The organism is Ornithinicoccus halotolerans (assembly GCF_009602535.1).
GTDB lineage: Bacteria > Actinomycetota > Actinomycetes > Actinomycetales > Dermatophilaceae > Ornithinicoccus > Ornithinicoccus halotolerans.
The window spans coordinates 1-21634 of sequence record NZ_WIQI01000046.1; the positions used below are offsets into that span (position 1 = coordinate 1).

The following is a 21634-nucleotide window of genomic DNA, read 5'->3' on the forward strand; positions in this document are numbered from 1 at the left end:
GGCACGCACCAGCGCCACCATCCGGTCGCGCAGCGCCCGGGCGTCCTCGAACCGTTCCTGCGTCGCCAGCTCGGACAGCCGGGCCCGCAGCGCGGCCAGCACCTCCCGGCCGTCCCCGGCGAGCAACTGGGCCGCACGGGTCACCACGTCGGCGTAGTCCTCCGGGCTCTGTGCCCCGGTGCAGGGCGCACCGCAGCGACCCATCTCGGCCAGCACGCAGGCGGTCCCGCTGGGGACGCGGCCGAGCCGCCGGGTGCACTGCCGCAGCGGCACCACCTCGTGGACGGCGGCGACCGCCGCCTCGGCGACCCGGCGGGACCCGAACGGCCCGGCGTAGTGGGCGCCGTCCTCCCTGACCTCGCGCACGATCGAGAGCCGAGGGAAGGTCTCCACCGTGAGCTTGACCCACAGCGCCTTCTCCGGGTCCCTCGAGCGGCGGTTGTAGCGCGGCTTGTGCTCGGCGATCAGCCGCAGCTCGCGCACCTGGGCCTCCAGCCGGGTGGCGCACACGATCGGGGTGAGCGACTCGGCGACGCCCACCATCTCCGCCATCCGGCGGCGGCTCTCCGAGGCGGTGAAGTAGGTGCGGGTCCGGCGACGGAGGTCGGTGGCCGTCCCGACGTAGAGCGGCCGACCCTGGCCGTCCTTGAACACGTACACCCCGGGGGCGGAGGGCATCGCATCGGAGAGGAACCGCTTGCGGCGCTGGGCGGGCGTGACCCGGCTGGTGTAGCTCTGCAGCTCCTCCAGCGTCTGCACGCCCAGGTTGCCGACCCGCTCGATGAGCCCGTGCAGCACGTCGACCGTGGCGCGAGCGTCCTGCAGCGCCCGGTGGTTGGGCTCCACCGCGGACCCGAAGACCCGGGCCAGGCTGGCCAGCTTGTGGTTGGGGGCCTCGTCGCGGTGCACCAGCTGCCGGGCCAGCCGGACGGTGTCCAGCACCGGGGGAGCGGGCCACCGGTGCCCCGTCTGCTCGGCGGCGGCCTTGAGGAAGGAGACGTCGAACCCGGCGTTGTGCGCCACCAGCACCGCGCCGTGGGCGAACTCCAGGAACTGCGGCAGCACCGTCTCCACCGGCGGTGCCCCGGCGACCATCTGGTCGGTGATGCCGGTCAGCACCGCGATGAACGGCGGGATCGGGGCGCGCGGCCGGACCAGGGTCTGGAACTCACCGACGACCTCACCGCCCCGCACCTTGACCGCCCCGACCTCGGTGATCTCCGCGCCCCCGGGGGCGCCGCCCGTGGTCTCCAGGTCGACGACGACGAAGGTCACCTCGGCGAGGGGGACGCCCAGGTCGTCGAACGTCGCCTGCACCGCCTCCATGCCTGCGAACGCTAGATCGAGGGTCCGACATCGCCCGGCCGCGACAGGCCGGAGGGCCGAAGATGGCCACGGTCGGTCACGGGGGACGGCTATCCGGTGGCACGTCGAACACCTGTGTCAGAGGTGGCGGTTAGCGTCTCGCGGGACAGCTCGTCGCACCCGACGAACGACGGAGGTGAGGTGCCGTGAGGCTCACGATCGACTGCCAGACCTGTCCCGCCCGGGGCCACCATTGCGGGGACTGCTTCGTGCCCGTGCTCGGACGTGCCTGGGTGGAGCAGGACGCCCGGGCGCCGGACCCGGACCGGACTGCCGGTGCCGGGCTGGCGCTGGACGCCGGCGAGGAGGCCGCGGTGCGCGTGCTGCTGCGGGGAGGGCTCGTCACGGAGGCGGAGGCGGGGCGGGCCCGTGCCCGGCCGGAGCCGGTCCTGCCCCGGCTCCACGCCGCGGGCTGAGGGGGGCCTCTACACTTCAGGAGTGCCCGTCGCTCAGCTCCCCCGGGCCGCCGCCGTCACGTTCTCCGCCGCCGTCCTGGTCATCCTGGCCGGCTGCGGCCCCGGCCCGGAGGAGCCGGTGACGGCCTCGCCCGCGGAGCCGAGCGTGCAGGTCTCGGGTGAGGCTTCGCCCCCGGACTCGGTTCTGGTCCTGGCGGCAGGGGACGCGGACCCGGAGCAGGTGTCCGGCTACTCGCGGCTCGCCGAGCGGGCCGTCGGCCAGGTGGAGGCGGTGTGGGGGCCGAACCGCGTGCCCCGCCCGGTGCTGGTGCACGTGGCCGGGGACGCCCAGACGTTCGCCGGTCTCACCGGCCATCCCGAGGACGCGGCCGACATCCCCGCGACCACGGTCGGACCGGCCGGACAGGCCCGTGTCGTGATCCACCCGGCGGCGTGGGGCCAGCTGACCGAGGAGGGGCGGCTGGCGGTCCTGACGCACGAGGTGGCGCACCTGGTCCAGCAGGTCGTGCCCGAGGGCGGCTCGCCCGAGCAGGCGCCGCCGTGGCTGCACGAGGGGCTGGCTGAGTACACCGCCCACCGGGGCAGCGGCCGGGAGCCGCAGCAGATCGCTGGGACCGTCCTGCAGGAGGTCGACCGGGTGGGGCCGCCGGGTGACTGGCCCGACCCCGAGGGCTACCCGGACCGTTGGCACGGGTACGCCCTCTCCTGGCTGGCGTGCCGCTACCTCGCCGACACCTACGGTGAGGAGCAGCTGCTGCGGGTGTGGTCCGAGGTGGCCGGGGGCGTCCCCACGGGTACCGCGCTGCGCGCGGTAACGGAGGAGAGCGAGCGGCAGCTGCTCACGGGGTGGCGACGGTGGCTGGCGACGCTCGCCGACGAGGTGGGCTGAGGGTGGCCGGTGCCGGGGCGGCGGGTCAGTCAGACTCGGTCACCGGGGTGCCGCCCCGGGCATAGATCCCGTCCACCTCGTCGGCGAAGTCGCGCAGGACGGTCTCGCGCCGCACCTTCATCGACGGGGTGAGGTGGCCGGACTCCTCCGTGAGCTCGGTGCCCAGCAGGGAGAACCGCCGGATCGACTCGGCGCGGCTCACCGAGTCGTTGGCGCGCTCGATCGCGCGGGCCACCACCTCCCGGACCACCGGGTTCTCGACCGCCTCGGGCACGGTGAGCGGACCCAGGCCGTGCGCCTCGCCCCAGGCGGGCAGCATCTCGGCGTCGAGGGTGACCAGGGCGGCCACGTACGGACGGCCGTCACCGACGACGACGCACTGCGAGACCAGCGCGTGCGCCCGCACCTGGTCCTCCAGCGGCCCGGGGGAGACGTTCTTGCCGCCGGCGGTGACCAGGATCTCCTTGCGCCGCCCGGTGATCCGCAGGAAGCCGTCCCCGTCGAGCTCGCCGATGTCGCCGGTGGTGAACCAGCCGTCGTCGTCGAGCACCTCCTCGGTGGCCTGGGTGTGACCGTGGTAGCCGCGGAACACGCTGCTGCCGCGCACCTGGATCTCGCCGTCGTCGGCGACACGCACCGTCACGCCCGGTAGTGGCCGGCCGACGGTGCCCACCTTGATCAGCTCGGGGGTGTTGACGGTGGCCGGGGCGGTGGTCTCGGTCAGCCCATAGCCCTCCAGCACGGTGACGCCGGCGCCGCGGAAGAAGTGGCCGAGCCGCTCCCCGAGGGCGGCGCCACCGGAGATCACGTAGGAGACCCGGCCGCCCATCGCGGCCCGCAGCCGGCGGTAGACCAGCCGGTCCAGGACAGCCCGCTCGGCCCGCAGCCGCAGCCCGGCACCGCCGGTGGCCTGGGCGCGGCTCCACCGCTCCGCGACCTGGGTGGCGCGCCGGAACACCCGGCCCCGGCCGGCGGCCTCGGCCCGCTGCTCGGCTCCGTTGTAGATCTTCTCGAACACCCGGGGGACGGCGAGCACGAAGGTGGGCCGGAAGGTGCCCAGGTCCTCCAGCAGCCGGGTGGTGTCCGGGCAGTGTCCCAGCCGCGCCCCGGCCTGCAGGACGACCACCTGGATGAACCGCGCGAACACGTGCGCGAGCGGCAGGAACAACAGCGTCTGCGAGCCGGGCCGGGCGATGACCTCCTCCAGCCGCACCGCGGCGTTCTCGGCCAGCGCCAGGAAGTTGCCGTGCGTGAGCTCGCAGCCCTTGGGCTGCCCGGTCGTGCCGGAGGTGTAGATGATGGTCGCCAGCGCCTGCCGGTCCTGACCGGCCACCCGCTGGTCCAGCTGTGCCTCGCTCACCTCGGCCCCCGCGGTGACCAGCTCGTCCAGGGCCCCGGCCTCGATCGCCCAGACGTCCCGCAGCGTCGGGACCTGTTCCCGCACGCCGGTGACCGTCGCCAGGTGCTCGGTGGTCTCGACGACCGCTGCCACGACCCCGGAGTCGGCCATGATCCAGGCCGCCTGCCCCGGCGCCGACGTCTCGTAGACCGGCACCGGCACCGCCCCGGCGGTCCACAACGCGAAGTCGACCAGGGTCCACTCGTACCGGGTCCGGCTCATCAGCGCCACCCGGTCGCCGGGCTCGATGCCGGCGGCAACCAGGCCGCGGGCCAGCGCCCGCACCTGCTGGTCGAACTCGCTGGCCGACACGTCCCGCCAGGTGGGGCCTTCCGGCACCGCGTAGAGGGCTCGGCCGGGATCCCGCCGGGCCCACCCTCGGGGCAGGTCGGCCAGGCTGCCCTGGGGTGTCGCTGGCACGAGCGGGGGCACGGCGATCTCCGGCACGGGCAGGGCCTCCAACGGGGACGGGGTTCAGTTCGCCACTGTAGTCAGCGCGGCACCGTGCTCACCTCGCCGGAGGTGTGCGGCACCGTGAGGTGCTCGCTGGCACATCACCCCCGAGCATGGTCTCGCCCGGCTGGGCTGGCCACGTCGACGCAGGTAGGTTGCCTCCATGGCCGAGCGCACCACCTCCTGCGTCACCGTGGCCGCCGCGCCCGGGGCGGTCCTGGCCGTGATCGCCGACGTCGAGCAGTACCCGCAGTGGGCCAGCGAGGTCCGTGAGGTCGAGGTGCTCTCCACCGAGGGTGACGGCTGGCCCGACCGGGTCCGGTTCCGCCTCGACGCGGGGGTGGTCAAGGACAGCTACGTGCTCGACTACGACTGGGACGTCACCGAGGAGGGCACCGGCGTCGTCTCCTGGGAGCTCGTCGAGGCCCGCACCCTCAAGGAGATGACCGGCAGCTACACCCTGTCGGCCGACGAGGGGCAGACCCAGGTCACCTACGAGCTGACGGTCGACGTCGTGGTGCCCATGCTCGGCATGGTCAAGCGCCGGGCCGAGCGGATGATCATCGACACCGCGTTGACCAACCTGCGCCGGAGGGTGGAGACCGATGGCTGAGCAACCGCAGCACGAGCCCCCACGGGCCGGTCACGGCTCGGTCGAGGAGGAGGCCCACCGGCTGGTCCGGGCAGCGGCGGACTGGTGGCAGGCCCAGGACGGGCAGTCCGCGGGCGCGTGGGCCGCGACCGCCGACGCCGAGCCCGCCGGTCACGAGAAGGGACCCGAGGCCACCTGCACCGGCTGCCCCTGGTGCCGCGCCAAGGCCGCCCTCGGGCCGGTCGGTGCCGACACCCTGCTCGGGGTGGCCGACCTGCTGGGCTCGGCCGCGGACAGCCTGCGGGCCTACGCCCGGTCCCAGGGCGCCGGGGACCCGCAGCAGGACGCCGGCCACCGGCCCGGAGCCGGTAGCAGCGAGCACCCGCCCGAGACCGACGGCGTCGAGCAGCCTGGGGGGCAGCCGTGAGCCTCAGCGTCGGGGTGGACATCGGCGGCACGAAGATCGCCGCAAGCAGCGTGGACGGCGACGGTGCCATCCGGTACCGGGCGCGACGGGAGACCCCGGCCCAGGACCCGGAGGCGATCGCCGAGGCGGTCGCGGACATGGTCACCGAGCTGTCCGAGCGTGCCGGCGAGCAGCAGGAGGAGATCGGCGCGGTCGGGGTGGCGTGCGCCGGGTTCGTGGACGCCGCCGGCTCCACCGTGCTGTTCGCCCCGAACCTGGCCTGGCGCGACGAGCCGCTGCAGGAGCGGCTGGAGCGCCGGATCGGCCTGCCGGTGCTGCTCGAGAACGACGCCAACGCCGCCGCCTGGGGCGAGTTCCGGTTCGGTGCGGCCCGTGACGTCGACGACATGCTGCTGCTCACCGTCGGCACCGGCGTCGGCGGCGGGATCATCTCCCGCGAGCAGGTGGTCCGCGGCGCCCACGGCGCGGCCGCCGAGGTCGGCCACCTGCGGGTGGTGCCCGAGGGGCACCGCTGCGGCTGCGGCAACCGCGGCTGCTGGGAGCAGTACGCCTCCGGGTCAGCGCTGGAGCGGGAGGCCCGGGAGCTGGTGCGGGCCGGGAGCCCGCACGCCGCCGACCTGGCCGAGCGCTGCGGCGGTGACGCCGAGGCACTCACCGGGCAGCAGGTCACCGAGGCCGCGCGGGACGGCGACCGGGCTGCGACCGAGCTGCTCGAGGACCTGGGGCACTGGCTGGGCGACGGCATCGCCAGCCTGGTCGCGGTGCTGGACCCCGCCCTGGTCGTCGTCGGGGGCGGCGTGAGCGCCGCCGGTGACCTGGTGCTGGGACCGGCCCGGGCCGCCTACGCCCGGCAGGTCACCGGCCGGGGACACCGCCCGTTCGGGGCGCTCGTGCCGGCCGAGCTGGGTAACGACGCCGGCATGATCGGGGCCGCCGACCTGGTCACCCACCGCCGCGGGGCCAGGTCCGACGCGGCCGGCCGGTGACCGGCGGGGGACCCGGCGCCGGCTCGCTCACCGTCGGGGTCGACATCGGCGGCACCAAGATCGCCGCAGGCCTGGTCGACGAGCAGGGGGCCGTCGTGCGGCGCACTCGGCGGGACACCCCGGGGCGGACACTGGCGCCCCGAGCCGTGGAGGACGCGATCGCTGACGCCGTCCAGGAGCTGCTGGACGCGGCGGGGGAGCGGGCCTACCCGGCGGTCGGCATCGGGGCGGCCGGGTTTGTCTCCTCCGACCGGGCCACCGTCGTCTTCGCCCCGCACCTGGCCTGGCGTGACGAACCGCTCCGCGACGCGCTCGCGGGCCGGCTGGGCGTGCCGGTCGTGGTCGACAACGACGCCAACGCCGCCGGCTGGGCCGAGCACCGGTACGGCGCCGGCCAGGGGGAGCCGCGGCTGCTGCTGGTCACCCTGGGCACCGGCATCGGCGGGGCGCTGCTGCTGGACGGCGAGGTCGAGCGCGGCCGGTGGGGCCTGGCAGGGGAGTTCGGCCACATGCAGGTGGTGCCCGAAGGTCACCGCTGCGAGTGCGGCAACCGGGGCTGCTGGGAGCAGTACGCCTCCGGCAAGGCGCTGCAGCGGGAGGCGCGGGAGATGCTGCTGGCCGGGAGCCCCTACGCGGCCGGGCTGGCACGGTGGAGCGAGGGTGACCCGGGACGGGTGGAGGGTCACCACGTGACCGCCGCGGCCCGGGACGGCGACGGGGCGGCGCTGGACCTGATCGGTGACGTCGGCCGGTGGCTCGGGGTGGGCCTGGCCAACCTCGCCGCGGCTCTGGACCCGGGCCGGATCCTGGTCGGCGGGGGCGTCAGCCAGTCTGGTGAGCTGCTGCTGCGCCCCACGCGCGAGGCGTTCGCGCGGCAGCTGACCGGGCGCGGCCACCGGCCGCTGGCGCCGATCACCGCCACCGACCTCGGGACCGACGCGGGGCTGATCGGTGCCGCGGGGCTGGCGCGGGAGGAGACCATGGCGGACCGGGAGGACGGCAGTGACTGAGGCAGCGAGCAGCGGTAGCGGCGGAGCCGAGCGGTCCGGCCGGCCCGGCACGGTGCGGGTGGCGAGCTACAACCTGCGCGGGCTGCGCGACGACACCGCGGCCGTCGTGGACGTGGTGCGCGCGATCGACCCCGACGTGCTGCTGCTGCAGGAGATCCCGCGACACCCGCTGTCGGGCTACCGGGTCACCGACCTGGCGCGCCGCTGCGACCTGCACTGGTCCGGGCGCACCCACCGGCTCGCCGGGACGTCCATGCTGACGAGCATGCGGGTCATCGCCGCCGACACCGTCGACCATGGCCTTCCGGTCGGGTTCGCCGAGAACCCGCGCAGCTGGAGCGCCTCGGTGGTCACCCGGCCCGGCGGTGGCCGACTGGCGGTCGGCTCACTGCACCTGCCGCTCCAGAGCGGGCAGCGGGTGGACCACGTGCGCCGCGTCCTGGCGGCGGTCGAGTCGGGACCGGCCGCCGCGGGGGTCCCCGTCGTCCTCGGCGGTGACCTGAACGAGGACGAGCAGGGCCCCGCCTGGCAGGCGCTCGCCGCGCGGCTGCCGCAGGTGAGCGCCCCGGAAGGCACGTTCCCCGCCCACCACCCGCACCGGGCGATCGACGCCCTCTTCGGAAGCCGGGACCTGCGCGTGCGCCCCGGTGACCGGGCGGCCCTCGACCCGCGGCGGGTGCGCGCCGCCTCGGACCACTGGCCGGTCTGGGTCGACGTCGAGCTCTGAGCGCCGACCACGGGTCACCCAGCTGGTGGCATCCGGCTTGCCACGGCGGCGGAGCAGGTGACAACATCGCTGCATGGCGATGACACAGGCTGCGGGTGATGCCACGACCCCGCCGGAGGCGGCCGCGCTCGCGGTGGCGGCCTCGCTGTTCCACGGGTTCAGCGACCGGTCACGGCTCGCGATCGTGCAGCACCTGCTTGCGGGTGAGCACCGGGTCGTCGACCTCACCGGCCACCTGGGGCTGGCGCAGTCCACGGTGAGCAAGCACCTGGCCTGCCTGCTCGACTGCGGCATCGTGCAGGTACGCAGCCAGGGACGCGCCTCGCTGTACTCGCTGGCCCATCCCGAGAGCACGCTGGAGCTGCTGTCCGCCGCCGAGAGGCTGCTCGGGCTGACCGGTGACGCCGTCGCGCTCTGCCCGACCTATGGCCTCCGGGCCACGGAGGAGGACGGCCAGTGACCGCGCCCGTGCAGAGCAAGCTGGCCGCCCAGGACCGCTCGCGGCTGGGACGCCGGGCGCAGCTGCTGGCCGGGGCATCGGTGGCCTACAACCTGCTCGAGGCGGTGGTCGCGATCACTGCCGGCGTCGTGGCCGGCTCGGTCGCCCTGATCGGCTTCGGGCTGGACTCGGCGGTCGAGGTCTCCAGCGGGCTGATCATCCTCTGGCAGTTCCGCCACCGGATGCCGGAGACCCGGGAGCGGCAGGCGCTGCGGTTGATGGCCCTGGCCTTCTTCGCGCTGGCCGGATACGTCGCGTTCGAGTCCGCCCGGGCGCTGATCGTCGGCAGCGAGCCGGAGGCGTCCCCGGTCGGGATGGGGCTCGCGGTCGCCTCGCTGCTGGTGATGCCGTTCCTGTCCTGGGCGCAGCGGCGCACCGGGAAGGCGCTGGGCTCCAACGCGGTGGTCGCTGACTCCACCCAGACGCTGCTGTGCACCTACCTGTCTGCGGTGCTGCTGGTCGGCCTGGTCCTCAACGCGACGCTGGGCTGGGCCTGGGCGGACCCGGTCGCCGGGCTGGTCATCGCCGCGGTGGCCGCCCGGGAGGGCGTCGAGGCGTGGCGGGGGGACCCCGACGGCTGCTGCGCGCCGACCGCGCAGGCCACGGCATCACCGGCCGCGTGCAGCACCCGGGAGGAGCAGCCCCGGTGACGGCGGCAGCGCTCGTCCTGGTCCCCGCGTCGTGAGCGGGCAGCAGGCCCCTGGCAACCACCGGACCCACCGGGGCCGCCTCGCGGCCGCGTTCGGGATCACCGTGGCCGTGCTGGTCACCACGGTGGTGGGCGCGGCCCTGACCGGCAGCCTGGCCCTGCTCGTGGACGCCGGGCACATGGTCACCGACGCCGGCGGGCTGCTGATGGCGTTGCTGGCCGCGACCCTCATGCTGCGGCCGGCCACCGCCCGCCGCACCTGGGGCTGGCGCCGCGCCGAGGTCCTGGCGGCCGGTGCCCAGGCCACTGTCCTGCTCGGGGTGGGGATCTACGCCTTTGTCGAGGGTGTGCAGCGGCTGCTGGTCCCCCCGGAGGTGCACGCGAGCGGGTTGCTCGCGTTCGGGATCGTCGGCCTGGTCGGCAACCTCGCCGCGCTTGTGGTGCTCAGCGCCGGCCGGGGCGCCAACCTCAACCTGCGGGCCGCGTTCCTGGAGGTCCTCAACGACGCGCTCGGGTCGGTCGCGGTCATCGTCAGCGCGGGCGTCATCGCGGCCACCGGGTGGACCCGGGCCGACGCCGTGGCGGGCATGCTCATCGCGCTGCTGATCGCCCCCCGCGCCGTGATCATCCTGCGCCAGGCCGGCAACGTGCTGCTCGAGGCGACGCCGGAGGGGCTGGACCTGGCGGACGTGCGCCGGCACATCCTGTCCCTGCCGCACGTCCGTGACGTGCACGACCTGCACGCCTCCCAGATCGCCACCGGGCTCCCGGTCCTCTCGGCGCACGTGGTCCTGGACGACTCCTGCTTCCACGACGGCCACGCCCCGCGGGTGCTCGACCACCTCCAGGCTTGCGTCGCCGACCACTTCGACGTCAGCGTCGAGCACTCCACCTTCCAGCTCGAGCCCAGTGCCCACGCCGACCACGAGCAGCCCGGGCACGACTAGCTGGGAGCAGCGCAGCGGGGGCCCGCGTTCATGGACTGGTGCGGGTCTGGTCAGTGAGCCCTGCCTCATGGGCGAGGATGGCGGCCTGGACCCGGTTGGTCACGTTCAGCCGGTCAAAGAGGCTCTTGAGGTACTGCTTGACGGTCCCTTCCGAGAGATGGAGTGCGCGGGCGATCTCGGCGTTGGAGGCGCCCGTGGCGAGCACTGCGAGGATCTGGCGGTGCCGCGGGGCGAGGTCGGCTACCGCCTCGCGGGCGGTGCGGCTCCGGTTCAGCCGTGCCGCTGCCTCCGCTCTGACCAGCCACCGGGCGACGCGAGGGGAGAACGCGGCTCCGCCGGCGGCTATCGCCCGTGCGGCCGTGATCAGGTCACGGGGCGCATCGGACTTCAGCAGGAAGCCCATGGCCCCGAGGCCGGCAGCTTCGGCGATGTAGTCCTCGTCAGCGAAGGTGGTCAGCATGGCCACCGGGAGCTGCGGCAGCTGCCGGCCCAGCTGCTCGAGAGTGCGCAGGCCATCCAGTCGCGGCATTCGAATGTCGAGGAGGGCCAGGTCGAGCCGGTGGCTCCGAGCCACCGCGAGGGCCTGGTGCCCGTCCCCGGCCTCGGCCGCCACCCGCAGGCTCGGGTCGCTGCTCAGGATCGAGACCAGTCCAGCCCGCACGAGCGCATCGTCGTCCGCGATGAGGAGGCGGGCCGGGTTGCCGGGCGCGACCTGCTGACCAGGCGACGCAGTCACGGTGCTCCTTCGGGCGCGGAGATGGTGTCGGTACTGACGACGACGCCGTCGACGAAGCAGATGCGGAAGACGTCCTCGCGTGCGAACAGGCTGATCGACTCCTCGTGGTACCGGCAGCTGGCGCGGTCGGGTTCGGGGAGGGCCTGACGCGGCGCCTCGATCATCTCGACCGCCGGTAGCAGGCTCGCTGCCTCGTCACGCGACATGCCCACCTCGATCCGAGCGAACTGCTCCGGCGGAAGGTCCGAGCTCACCGTGAGATAGAGGTAGGCCACGACGGTGATGAGCATGGCGCTGGCGGCGAGAACGGCCGGCACCGCCCAGGTCAGACGGCCGGCCTTCCGAGCTTCCTCATCGGCGGCGCGTTCAGAGCTGGTGACCTGCTCGGCCCCGTCCCCGGTCTCGCCTTCGGGGACGGCATCGATCGGTACGGCGGCGCGCAGCACGTGGTCCTCGCCGTACTCGACCTCCAGCATCCCACCGAGCAAAGCCAACCGGTGGCGCAGCGACGGCAGGCCGTGGCCGGAGGAGCCAGCCGCGTCGTCGGAACTGCGGCCGCGGGCGTTGGTGACGGTGAGCACCGCCATGCCGTCAACGACACCGCCGTCGATGCGGACGGCTTGTCCTGGGGCGTGCTTGGCGGCGTTCGTCAGGGCTTCGGACAGGACCCGCGCCAGAGCAGCGTGCGCGTGGGAGGCGAGCTCCCGGTCCAGGACCGCAGGGAGGTAGCTGTCGACCACCAGGCCCGCCGACCGAGCGGTGTCGGCGATGTCGGCCAGCGGCCGGTCGGCTGGCGCCAGTGTCCGTTGACCGCCGGCCTTGAGCAGCTGCACGGTCGTACCGAGCTCCGCAGCGGCCTCGGCCACGCCGCGACGGGCCTCCTCGACCGCTGCGCGGCTCTCCGGGGGCAGCTCCGGAGCAAGGCTCAGCTTCCCCAGCTGGACGGTCACCAGGGTCAGCCGGTGACCCAGGTGGTCGTGAATCTCCCCGGCCATCGCCGCCCGCTCCTTGGCCAGCGCGGACTCAGTTCGGGCCCGCTCCTCACGAGCCAGTGCTCGGGCAAGCGCCCAGCCCTGCTCGCGATGCCGCCGTCGACGCCGGGCCAGCTCGACAAGGCCCACCGGCAGGGCTACGGCCGCAGCATGGACCAGCGCTGCCGGGACCGACAGGGCCGCCGACTCCAGGCGGTGCTCACCCGTGGCTGTTCCGACGGCCGTGGCAGAGAACAGCAGGACGGTCAGCGCCGAGGCCCAGACCGGCGTGCCCGCGGGACGCAGCACGCCGACGACGACCGCGACGACCACGACCAGGCTCGGTAGCCAACCCGGCGCCGGTGACCACCCGATGGCCACGCCCAGGATGCCGGCGAGCACCACCGGGACTGCGCTCCACCACATCGCGCCCGTCGGCAGCCGGCCCTTCGTCATCGCTGCGAGCGTAGCTTCGTTGGCCGCGGCCACGTACTCACCAAAGTGAGGTCCGGAGCGGCCATTCGGGTCTGATGCGGTGCTGCTCCCCACTCCTAGCGTCGCCGGCATGTTCCCCCAGCTTCTCGACGTCTTCGACACACTCGCCGACCAGTCATCGCTCGTGGTGCTCATGATGGCGGCCGCGGCGCTGGCTGAATCGGCGCTGGGCCTCGGCGCCGTGCTTCCGGGCGAGGCCCTCGTTGCCGTTGGCGCCAGCATGCTCAGGGAGCAACCGGTGCTGTGGCCGGCCTGGATGGCTGTCGCGGCCGCCGCCTTCCTGGGGGACCACGTCGGATACCTCATCGGGCGCCTGACCGGGCCCGCGCTGGCCACCAGCGTCGTGGTGCGGAAGGCGGGGCCGGACCGCTGGAGGCGCGCCACCGGACTGGTCGAGCGATACGGGACCCTGACACTCATCCTCGGCCGCCTGCTCCCCGGGGTGCGCACGCTGCTCGCGGTCGCTGCCGGGGCGCTCGGCATGAGCTACGGGCGCTACGCGGTAGCCAACGGTCTGGCCGCCCTGCTCTGGTCGGCGCTGTGGGTCGGCGGCGGTGCCACGGTCGGCACGCTGGTACTCACCATGGCACCGGCGCACCTGCTGATGGTCGGCGGAGCGCTCGCGATACTGGTGACCGCGATCTGGACGTCCAGACGGTTGCTGTCACCGCGTCCGGCCGAGTCCGCCGGGTGGAGCAGGTGAGCAGGCCCGCAGGCGGGGAGCCCCGAGCCACTGCCGAGTGGCGTCGGCTGCGGCGCCGCACGCGCTGGTGGCTCACCTGGCCGAACGCGGTCACGATCGGCCGCGTGGCCCTCACGATCCCACTCTGCAGCCACCTGCTGTGCGCGGATCGCACCTTGGGCCGGGCGCCTGCACCGGTCCTCCTCAGCGCGGTCCTGTGGGCAGGCAGCGACTGGGTCGACGGACTCCTCGCCCGGCGGCTGGGGCAGCGCACCCGCATCGGAGAGGTCCTCGACCCGGTCGCCGACCGGCTAGGCATCCTCGCGGTGTGCCTGTGCCTCGGCGTCATCGGGGAGGTTCCCTGGTGGGTCGCGGGGGTGATCGCCCTCACGGATGGGGCCGTAACCCTGCTTGCCGGACCGTCCGCAGGCCGTGGCGACGTGTCCGTCAGCTCGCTCGGGAAGCTGCGCACCGCGGTCCTGTTCGGCGGGTTGTCCCTCGTCCTGGCAGGGGTCCTGCTCCAGCCAGCCGTCACCGGGGCAGGTCGCACAGTGCTCACCGTGGGGGTGGTGCTGCACGCGGCCGCGGGGATCGGCTACGCACGACGTGCACGGGGCGGGGGAGCAGCGCTGGCGGCGGCTAGCGCCGGCCGGGGAGCTGCGGCTCGAACCGGCGGGTGACGGTCCTGGCGACGAACCGCTGTCCCCGCTGGGGTGAGCACGACAACGGTCGCGGCAGCTGTGCTAGACCTGAGCCCCGCCGTGCGGGCCGTCGTCGCGCTGGGTCGGCAGCCGCAGCCACAGCAGCCAGAACCCGCCGAGCCCGAGCCCCAGTCCGAGCCACGTCCAGAACGGACGGTCCAGGACCCCCAGCACGTGCGCGAGCACCAGCACGAGGGGCCCACCCAGCAGCCCCACGACGATCCCCCACAGGTGCAGGTCCCCGGCCGGTAGCGGCGGGGGCGGGGGCGGCACGTAGTGCTCCTCCTCGTCCGGGTCCTCCCAGCTGCGCCATGCCGGCGGCGACGCGGGAGAGGGCGGCGCCGTCGGTTCGCTCGAGGTGCTGGCCCGCCCTGCGGCCGCCTCCGCGTCCGGGTCGTCGAGGCTGTTCGAGTCCTCGTGGTCGTTTGGGTCGTCGGAGCCGTCCGAGCCCTCGTGGTCGTCGAGGTCGCCCGGGTCGTCCGGCTCCACTGGCCCGTCCGGACGGGCAGCGGGCGGCTCCGGCGTGGCCGGGTGCTCGGGTTCCCGCTGGCCGGAGGCCTCGTCCTGCAGCTGCTTGACGATCTCGGCGAACCGGCGGTCCACCTCCGCCCGGTCGTCCTCGTGCCCGCTCACGTCGGCACCAGCTCCTCGACGAAGTCGCGGGTGGTCCGCAGCAGCAGGTCGGCGTCGTGGTCGAGGGTGGCCACGTGCCCCGACTCCGGCAGCCACAGCTCGCGGACGTCGGGGCTGCCGATCTCGCGCAGCAGCACCTCCGAGCTCAGCCGCGGCACCACCCGGTCGTGTGCGGAGCGGGCCAGCAGCACCGGCTGGCGCACCCGCGGCAACGACTCCAGCAGCCGCGGCCAGTGCCCCACGAAGCTGTGCAGCGCCCGCACCGGCGTGCGGTCGTAGGCCAGCTCCCGCGGTGGTCCGGCGCGCCGGATGTCGTCGGCCAGGCCGGGCAGCGAGGGCAGCAGGTGCCGGAGCAGCGGAAGCAGCCGCAGTCGCGGGTCCCGCGCCGCGAGCGCGGGGTTGACCAGCACCAGCCCGGTGACCAGGTCGGGGCGGCGCCCGGCCAGGTCCGCCACCAGTGCTCCGCCGAGGCTCACCCCGAAGACCACCACCCGCCGCCGGGCGCCGGTCGAGCCCTCCGGCCCCGCGGCCAGCTCCTCGGCAGCCGACTCCACGGCGTCGTACCAGTGCTCGTACCGGGTGCGGTTCAGGTCCTCCCACCGGGTGCCGTGCCCGGGCAGCAGCGGCGCGCGCACCGCGTAGCCGGACTCGGCGAGGGGCTCGGCCACCGGCCGCACCATCTGCGGCGTCGCGGTCAGGCCGTGCACCAGCAGCACGCCGCTCGCTGCCCGCGGGCCGTGGCCCTCGGTGCTCAGCGGCGCGGCGCCCGGCATGGTGTGCACACCCTCGATCCTGTCACGTGCGACGAGGGATGCCGTACTCTGCCGGGCGAGGGCGCAGGGCACCGCGGCGGTGCCGAAACCGAGCTCCTCACCGGCGTCCCGCGCCGGGCCGACGGCGGCAGCGCGAGAGGAGGGCGCCGGGTGATCTACTGGCTGCTCAAGCAGGTCCTGGTCGGGCCGATCGTCCGGCTGGCCTTCCGGCCCTGGGTCGAGGGTGCCGAGAACATCCCCGAGGACGGGGCGGCGATCTTCGCCAGCAACCACCTCTCGTTCTCCGACTCGATCTTCCTGCCGCTGGTGGTGCCGCGTCGGATGACCTTCCCCGCCAAGATGGAGTACTTCACCGGCCGCGGGATCAAGGGCAAGCTGGTCAAGGCGTTCTTCACCGGGGTCGGGCAGATCCCGATCGACCGCTCCGGCGGCCAGGCCAGCATGGCCGCCCTGCAGCAGGGGATGCGGGTGCTGGAGCGCGGGGAGCTGTTCGGCATCTACCCGGAGGGCACCCGCTCTCCGGACGGCCGCCTCTACAAGGGCAAGACGGGGGTGGCCCGGATGGCGCTGGAGGCCGGCGTGCCGGTGATCCCGGTCGCCATGATCGACACCGACAAGGCGCAGCCGACCGGGCAGACGATCCCCCGCCTGCACCAGGTCGGCATCCGCATCGGCAAGCCGCTGGACTTCTCCCGGTACGAGGGCATGCAGGACGACCGCTACGTGCTGCGGGCGATCACCGACGAGGTCATGTACGAGCTGATGCGGCTGTCCGGGCAGGAGTACGTCGATGAGTACGCCTCGACGATCAAGGACCGGCTGGCCGCCCGCGCCCGCGCCACCGCGGAGCACGTCCGCGAGCACGTCGACCAGGCCCGGGTGCAGGTCCGTGAGCAGGTGGGGCAGGCCCGGGTGCAGGTGCGCGAACAGGTGGACCACGCCCGCGACCAGGTCTCCCACGCGGGCCGGCGGCTGGCCCAGCGCGGCGAGGACGAGCACGGCGAGGACGACACCGAGGCCGACCGGCCGGAGGACTCCCGCTGACCGCCGGTAGCGGCCTCGCTGGCCGCGTCCGGGAAGCGCGCAGGTCACCTTTACCATGGACCGGGTGAGTACCGACGTGACCGGTGTGCCGACGCAGCACCCCATCGACTGGCCGGACCTGCCGGCCAAGCAGCAGCCCAGCTGGCCGGACGCGGCCGCGCTGGCCGAGACGCTGGCCACGCTCGCTCACTATCCGCCGCTCGTCTTCGCCGGCGAGTGCGACGCGCTGCGCACCCGGCTGGGTGCCGCGGCGCGCGGCGAGGCGTTCGTGCTGCAGGGCGGGGACTGCGCCGAGACCCTGTCCGGGGTCACCGGGCCCAACATCCGCGACCGGATCAAGACCATCCTGCAGATGGCCGTGGTGCTGACCTACGGCGCCGGGATGCCGGTGGTGAAGATGGGCCGGATGGCCGGGCAGTTCGCCAAGCCGCGCTCCTCGGACTGGGAGACCCGCGACGGGCAGACGCTGCCGGCCTACCGGGGCGACATGGTGAACGGGTTCGAGTTCACCGAGGAGGCCCGTCGGCACGAGCCGGAGCGGCTGCTGCGCGCCTACCACGCCAGCGCGGCCACGTTGAACCTGGTGCGTGCCTTCACCGAGGGCGGCTTCGCCGACCTGCGCAGCGTCCACATGTGGAACAAGGGCTTCCTGTCCGGCCCGGCGCAGGCCCGCTACGAGCAGATGGCCACCGAGATCGACCGGGCGGTGCGGTTCCTCACCGCCTCCGGGGTGGCCGACGCCGAGGAGCTGCGCCGGGTGGAGTTCTTCTCCGCCCACGAGGCGCTGGTGCTCGACTACGAGCGGGCGATGACCCGCCGCGACTCCCGCACCGGGCGGCCCTACAGCACCTCCGGCCACTTCCTGTGGGTGGGGGAGCGGACCCGGGAGCTGGACGGCGCCCACGTCGACTTCGTGTCCCGGGTGCACAACCCGGTCGGGGTCAAGCTGGGCCCGACCGCCACCCGCGACGACGTGCTGGGCATCATCGACAAGCTGGACCCGCACCGCGAGCCGGGCCGGCTGACCTTCATCACCCGGATGGGGGCCGACCGGGTCCGGGACGTGCTGCCGGCGCTGCTGGAGTCGGTCCAGGACGAGGCCGGGGCGGTGACCTGGGTCTGCGACCCGATGCACGGCAACACCTTCACCAGCCCCAGCGGCTACAAGACCCGCCGCTTCGACGACGTGGTGGAGGAGGTGCGCGGGTTCTTCGCGGCCCACCGCGAGGTCGGCACCTGGCCCGGCGGCATCCACGTGGAGCTGACCGGCAACGACGTCACCGAGTGCATCGGCGGCTCGAAGGCCATCGACGAGGACGACCTGGCGCTGCGCTACGAGACGCTGGTGGACCCGCGGCTGAACCACCAGCAGAGCCTGGAGCTGGCCTTCCTGGTCGCCGAGATGCTGGAGCAGGGCGTCCGCTGATGCCCACGGCGGACCTGCGGTCGGACACCCTCACCCGGCCGACCGAGGCGATGCGCCGTGCCATGGTCGACGCGGCCGTCGGTGACGACGTCTACGGGGAGGACCCCACCGTCCTGACGCTGGAGCGGGAGGTCGCCGAGCTGCTCGGCCACGAGGCGGCCCTGTTCACGCCCACCGGCTCGATGGCCAACCAGCTGGGCGTGCGCGCCCACGCCGCGCCCGGTCAGGAGATCATCGGGGACGAGCTGGCCCACGTGATGCGCGCCGAGATGGGCGCGGCCGCGGTGCTCTCAGGCATCACCTCCCGCACCTGGCGCGCGCCGCGTGGCCTGCTCGACCCGGCGGTCCCGCTGGCGCTGATGGCGCCGGCCGCGGGCCCCTACCAGGTCAGCACCGCGTGCGTCGTGGTGGAGAACACCCACAACTTCGGCGGCGGCACCGTGCAGCCGATCGAGGCGATGCGCGAGCTGCGGGAGGCCACCCGCGCCGCAGGGGTGCGGGTCCACCTGGACGGCGCGCGGCTGTGGAACGCCCACGTGGCCACCGGCGTGCCGCTGGCCGACTACGGCGGGTGCGCCGACACCGTCTCGGTGTGCCTGAGCAAGGGGTTGGGCGCGCCGGTCGGCTCGCTGCTGGCCGGACCCGCCGACGTGATCGCCGAGGCGCGGGTGTGGCGCAAGCGGTTCGGCGGCGGGATGCGCCAGGTCGGGATCCTGGCCGAGGCCGGCCGCTACGCGCTGTCCCGCCAGCTGCCGCGGCTGGCCGAGGACCACGCCCGCACCGCGCGGGCTGCCGAGGCGGTCGCGGCGGCCCGCCCGGAGGCGGTCGACCCGGCGCGGGTGCACACCAACATCCTGGTGGTCGACGTCGCCTCGGCCGGGTGGGACGCCCCGGACTTCGTGGCGGCGGCGGCCGAGCGCGGGGTGCTGGGCTATCCCACCGACGCCCGGCACGCCCGGTTCGTGTGGCACCTGGACGTCACCGAGGAGATGACCGACCATGCGGCGGCCGTGCTGGCCGCGCTCGTGGCCGAGGGCCCGCCGGCCTGACCGGGCGCCGGGCCTCACCAGGCGGCCGGGCCGCTACGAGGGCCACAGCAGCGGCACCAGCGTGACGGTCACGACGACCACGATCAGGGTGAGCACCCACCCCAGCCGGGCGTAGTCGGTGAACCGGTAGCCGCCGGGCCCGTAGACCATGGTGTTGGTCTGGTACCCGATGGGGGTCAGGAACGAGGCCGAGGCGGCGACCGCCACCGCGATGGCGGCGCCGCGCGGGTCCAGCCCGCTGGCGGTCGCGGCCGAGACGCTGATCGGCAGCATCAGCAGCGCGGCGGCGTTGTTGGTGACCATCTCCGTCAGCAGGATCGTGGTCAGCACCAGCCCGAGCAACACCCCCCACGGGCCCAGCGTGCCGAACATCCCCACCAGCCCGGACGCGACGGTCTCGGCCAGGCCCGAGGTCTGCATCGCCGCGGCGAGCCCGAAGGCCGAGGCGATGACCACGATCACCTCCACGTCGATGGCCCGGCGCGCCTGGAGCGGGGTGAGCACCCGGGTGGCCACCAGCGCGATCGCCCCGACGAGGGCGCCCTGCAGGATGGGGAACAGCCCGGTCGCCGCGAGCAGCACCACGCTGAGCAGGATGGTGACCGGGATCCAGGCCCGGCTGCTGGCCACGGGCGGGGTGCCGTCCAGCCCGGCCACCAGCAGGAAGTCGGCCCGGTCCCGCCAGCGCTCCCGGAAGCCGGGGTCGGAGACCAGGATCAGGGTGTCGCCCACCCGGATCTCCTCGGTGCCCAGCCGACCTTCCAGCAGCTGGCCGGAGCGGTGGATCCCGAGCACGGCCGCCTGGTAGGTGGAGCGGAAGCCGACGTCCTTCAGGGTGGTGCCCACCAGCGGCGAGCGGGACCCGACGACCGCCTCGAAGTAGCGCACCGACGGGTCGGCGAGGTCCAGCACGTGCTCCAGCTCCGCCGAGCGCAGCCCCGGCACGTCCTGCAGGTCGACCACGTCCGCGACCGGCCCGACGAAGTGCAGCCGGTTGCCGCCGCGCAGCACCGTCTCCGGCCGCACCGGCGCGATCGTGGTGTCGCCGCGGTCCACCGAGGCCAGGAACAGCCCGGAGGGCCGGTTGCGCAGCCGGGCCTCCTCGACCGTCTTGCCGTCGACCGGCCCGCCCGGCTGGACCAGCATCTCGACCGTGAACCGGCGGCCCTCCTGCTCCATCTCCCGGCGGGCCGAGCGCCGCACCGGCAGCAGCCGGGGGGCGAGCACGACGAGCGCGAGCAGGCCGAGCACGGCGATCGGCAGCCCGACCTTCCCGATCTCGAAGAAGCCGAGCTCCTGCAGCCCCAGCTCTCCCATCTGCCCGGAGACCACCAAGTTGGTGGAGGTGCCGATGACGGTGAGCAGGCCGCCCAGGACGGCGGCGTAGGAGACCGGCATGAGCAGCTTGGAGACGGCCACCCCCCGGCGCTGCGCCCACGCGGTGACCTGCGGGATGAGCATCGCCACGATCGGCGTGTTGTTGAGGAACGCCGAGGCCCCGGCGGTCGGCAGCAACGTCCGCAGCAGCGGGCGCCGGTACCAGCCCCGCTCACCGAGCGTGCTCTGCATGACGGGCGTCAGCGCCCCGGTCTTCTCGATCCCGGCGGCCAGCACGTAGAGGGCGGCGACGGTGATCGGCGCCGGGTTGGAGAAACCGGAGAAGGCCTCCTCCGGCCCCACCACGCCGAGTACCAGCAGCGCGACCGCCCCGCCGAACACCACCACGGCGGGGGAGACCCGACCGCGCACCAGGGTCGCCAGCACGGCGACGATGACGGCCAGGGTCAGCCAGGCGTCGAGGGTCACAGGGCTCGCTCCTCGGGCAGGGTTAGAGGACGGTGAGGGTCACGGTCTCGCCCTTGGGCAGCCGCTCGCCGGGGTCGACGCTCTGGAAGCGCACGGTGTTGAAGTAGCCCCCGGCCAGGTCCTCGCGCTCGGCGGTGAGCCCCAGCTCCTCCAGCGTCTGCTTGGCCCGCTGCCACTGCATCCCGATCACCCGCGGCACCTCGACGGTCTCCGGCCCCTTGGACAGCGTCAGCGTGACCGGGTCGCCGCGGTGACCGGTGCCGCCCTCGGGGGACTGGGCGGTGACCGCGCCCTCGGGCACCTCGTCGTGGAAGACCCGCTCCTGCTCGACCTCGACGGTGAACCCGGCGTCGGTCAGCGCCTGCCGGGCCTGCTCCGCGGGCTGGCCGACCACCTGGGGGACGTCGATCGGCTCCGGGCCGGCGCTGAGGACGACGTCGACCTCCGTGCCGGGCTTGACCGACGCGCCGGCCTCGGGGGTGAGGCTGAGCACCTGGCCCTCCGGGACCTCCTCGTGCCACGTGCTCGCGGTGTCGCCGAGGGCGAGGTGCTGCTCCTCCAGCAGGGCGCGTGCCTCCTCGGTGGTGCGCCCGGTCAGGTCGGGCACGTCGTACCGCTCCGGTCCGCGGGAGACCACGAGCTGCACCTCGGTGCCGTGGCGCAGCTCGGTGCCCGGTTCGGCGGAGGACTCGATCACCTCTCCGGCCGGCACCGTCTCGGAGTAGTCCTGCTCCACGACGGGAGCCAGTCGGTGGGTGCTGAGCTGCTGGCGCGCCTGGTCCTCGGGCAGGCCGACCACCTGCGGCATCGCCGAGTGCACCCCGGGCCCCTCGGTCCAGTACCAGGCCGCGCCCGCCCCACCGGCGGCGACGAGCAACAGCAGGACCGCCAGCAGCCAGGGCAGCACCCGGCGCCGGCGCCGGGGTGGTCCGGCCGCCGCGGCGGGCACCGGCTGCTGG

General features: G+C 74.3%; 23 protein-coding genes. 15 read left to right on the forward strand and 8 right to left on the reverse strand.

What is annotated here, in order from left to right:
* Positions 1 to 1326: DEDD exonuclease domain-containing protein (locus GFJ45_RS09400; RefSeq protein ID WP_153396500.1), on the reverse strand; the 1326-nt coding region annotated here is incomplete at its 3' end.
* A gap of 185 nt (positions 1327 to 1511) precedes the next feature.
* Here GFJ45_RS09400 and GFJ45_RS09405 point away from each other — a divergent pair.
* Together GFJ45_RS09405 and GFJ45_RS09410 are read left to right on the forward strand one after the other, a co-directional pair.
* Positions 1512 to 1781, forward strand: a complete 270-nt coding sequence (locus GFJ45_RS09405; protein WP_153396502.1) for a hypothetical protein — start codon at positions 1512 to 1514, stop codon at positions 1779 to 1781.
* A 22-nt stretch (positions 1782 to 1803) separates the two neighbouring features.
* Entirely contained in the window at positions 1804 to 2670 is an 867-nt protein-coding gene (locus tag GFJ45_RS09410) for a hypothetical protein (RefSeq protein WP_153396504.1), read from the forward strand.
* 25 nt (positions 2671 to 2695) lie between these two features.
* On the opposite strand, the gene GFJ45_RS09415 is transcribed toward GFJ45_RS09410, so the two are convergent.
* A complete protein-coding gene (locus GFJ45_RS09415; RefSeq protein ID WP_153396506.1) occupies positions 2696 to 4516 on the reverse strand; it encodes an AMP-dependent synthetase/ligase in 1821 nt (606 codons plus the stop codon).
* A 169-nt stretch (positions 4517 to 4685) separates the two neighbouring features.
* Here GFJ45_RS09415 and GFJ45_RS09420 point away from each other — a divergent pair, with 169 nt between their 5' ends.
* The 8 genes from GFJ45_RS09420 (at position 4686) to GFJ45_RS09455 (ending at position 10359) form a co-directional block, all read left to right on the forward strand.
* A complete protein-coding gene (locus GFJ45_RS09420) occupies positions 4686 to 5135 on the forward strand; it encodes an SRPBCC family protein (RefSeq protein WP_153396508.1) in 450 nt (149 codons plus the stop codon).
* Positions 5128 to 5541 (forward strand): hypothetical protein, encoded by a 414-nt coding sequence (locus GFJ45_RS09425; protein ID WP_153396510.1) that lies wholly within the window; start codon positions 5128 to 5130, stop codon positions 5539 to 5541. The genes GFJ45_RS09420 and GFJ45_RS09425 overlap by 8 nt, the downstream gene beginning before the upstream one ends.
* Positions 5538 to 6527 carry an ROK family glucokinase gene (locus GFJ45_RS09430; protein WP_153396512.1) on the forward strand — a complete coding sequence of 330 codons (990 nt, stop codon included), beginning with the start codon at positions 5538 to 5540 and terminating at the stop codon, positions 6525 to 6527. Before GFJ45_RS09425 ends, GFJ45_RS09430 begins: the two co-directional genes overlap by 4 nt.
* The gene (locus GFJ45_RS09435; RefSeq protein ID WP_153396514.1) at positions 6524 to 7537 is read left to right on the forward strand and encodes an ROK family glucokinase; all 1014 of its coding nucleotides are present in this window, start codon (positions 6524 to 6526) and stop codon (positions 7535 to 7537) included. The genes GFJ45_RS09430 and GFJ45_RS09435 overlap by 4 nt, the downstream gene beginning before the upstream one ends.
* Entirely contained in the window at positions 7530 to 8264 is a 735-nt protein-coding gene (locus tag GFJ45_RS09440) for an endonuclease/exonuclease/phosphatase family protein (RefSeq protein ID WP_194288602.1), read from the forward strand. The genes GFJ45_RS09435 and GFJ45_RS09440 overlap by 8 nt, the downstream gene beginning before the upstream one ends.
* A gap of 73 nt (positions 8265 to 8337) precedes the next feature.
* On the forward strand, positions 8338 to 8724 hold the full coding sequence (locus GFJ45_RS09445) for an ArsR/SmtB family transcription factor (RefSeq protein ID WP_228386779.1): 387 nt from the start codon (positions 8338 to 8340) through the stop codon (positions 8722 to 8724).
* A complete protein-coding gene (locus tag GFJ45_RS09450) occupies positions 8721 to 9413 on the forward strand; it encodes a cation diffusion facilitator family transporter (RefSeq protein ID WP_228386781.1) in 693 nt (230 codons plus the stop codon). The genes GFJ45_RS09445 and GFJ45_RS09450 overlap by 4 nt, the downstream gene beginning before the upstream one ends.
* 31 nt (positions 9414 to 9444) lie before the next feature.
* Entirely contained in the window at positions 9445 to 10359 is a 915-nt protein-coding gene (locus GFJ45_RS09455) for a cation diffusion facilitator family transporter (protein WP_153396518.1), read from the forward strand.
* A 28-nt stretch (positions 10360 to 10387) separates the two neighbouring features.
* Here the strand turns inward: GFJ45_RS09455 and GFJ45_RS09460 are convergent, their stop codons facing one another.
* Positions 10388 to 11095 (reverse strand): response regulator, encoded by a 708-nt coding sequence (locus GFJ45_RS09460; protein WP_153396520.1) that lies wholly within the window; start codon positions 11093 to 11095, stop codon positions 10388 to 10390.
* Positions 11092 to 12522, reverse strand: a complete 1431-nt coding sequence (locus tag GFJ45_RS09465; protein WP_194288603.1) for a sensor histidine kinase — start codon at positions 12520 to 12522, stop codon at positions 11092 to 11094. The genes GFJ45_RS09460 and GFJ45_RS09465 overlap by 4 nt, the downstream gene beginning before the upstream one ends.
* Positions 12523 to 12601: 79 nt before the next feature.
* On the opposite strand from GFJ45_RS09465, the gene GFJ45_RS09470 reads away from it, so the two are divergent.
* The gene (locus GFJ45_RS09470) at positions 12602 to 13264 is read left to right on the forward strand and encodes a DedA family protein (protein WP_194288604.1); all 663 of its coding nucleotides are present in this window, start codon (positions 12602 to 12604) and stop codon (positions 13262 to 13264) included.
* Positions 13261 to 13923, forward strand: a complete 663-nt coding sequence (locus GFJ45_RS09475; RefSeq protein ID WP_228386783.1) for a CDP-alcohol phosphatidyltransferase family protein — start codon at positions 13261 to 13263, stop codon at positions 13921 to 13923. Before GFJ45_RS09470 ends, GFJ45_RS09475 begins: the two co-directional genes overlap by 4 nt.
* Positions 13924 to 13986: 63 nt before the next feature.
* Here the strand turns inward: GFJ45_RS09475 and GFJ45_RS09480 are convergent, their stop codons facing one another.
* Positions 13987 to 14577 (reverse strand): hypothetical protein, encoded by a 591-nt coding sequence (locus tag GFJ45_RS09480; RefSeq protein WP_153396526.1) that lies wholly within the window; start codon positions 14575 to 14577, stop codon positions 13987 to 13989.
* Positions 14574 to 15350 (reverse strand): alpha/beta hydrolase, encoded by a 777-nt coding sequence (locus GFJ45_RS09485; protein WP_153396544.1) that lies wholly within the window; start codon positions 15348 to 15350, stop codon positions 14574 to 14576. Before GFJ45_RS09485 ends, GFJ45_RS09480 begins: the two co-directional genes overlap by 4 nt.
* A 150-nt stretch (positions 15351 to 15500) precedes the next feature.
* Here GFJ45_RS09485 and GFJ45_RS09490 point away from each other — a divergent pair, with 150 nt between their 5' ends.
* The 3 genes from GFJ45_RS09490 to GFJ45_RS09500 are packed head-to-tail and all read left to right on the forward strand — an operon-like array spanning position 15501 to position 18869.
* Positions 15501 to 16394 carry a lysophospholipid acyltransferase family protein gene (locus GFJ45_RS09490; protein ID WP_153396528.1) on the forward strand — a complete coding sequence of 298 codons (894 nt, stop codon included), beginning with the start codon at positions 15501 to 15503 and terminating at the stop codon, positions 16392 to 16394.
* Between the two features lie 55 nt (positions 16395 to 16449).
* Entirely contained in the window at positions 16450 to 17820 is a 1371-nt protein-coding gene (locus tag GFJ45_RS09495; protein ID WP_153396530.1) for a class II 3-deoxy-7-phosphoheptulonate synthase, read from the forward strand.
* Positions 17820 to 18869 (forward strand): threonine aldolase family protein, encoded by a 1050-nt coding sequence (locus GFJ45_RS09500; protein WP_153396532.1) that lies wholly within the window; start codon positions 17820 to 17822, stop codon positions 18867 to 18869. Before GFJ45_RS09495 ends, GFJ45_RS09500 begins: the two co-directional genes overlap by 1 nt.
* A gap of 33 nt (positions 18870 to 18902) precedes the next feature.
* Here the strand turns inward: GFJ45_RS09500 and GFJ45_RS09505 are convergent, their stop codons facing one another.
* Together GFJ45_RS09505 and GFJ45_RS09510 are read right to left on the reverse strand one after the other, a co-directional pair.
* Positions 18903 to 20675: an SLC13 family permease gene (locus GFJ45_RS09505; protein ID WP_153396534.1), complete on the reverse strand. Its 1773-nt coding sequence runs from the start codon at positions 20673 to 20675 to the stop codon at positions 18903 to 18905.
* A 22-nt stretch (positions 20676 to 20697) separates the two neighbouring features.
* Positions 20698 to 21634: Stk1 family PASTA domain-containing Ser/Thr kinase (locus GFJ45_RS09510; RefSeq protein ID WP_153396536.1), on the reverse strand; the 937-nt coding region annotated here is incomplete at its 5' end.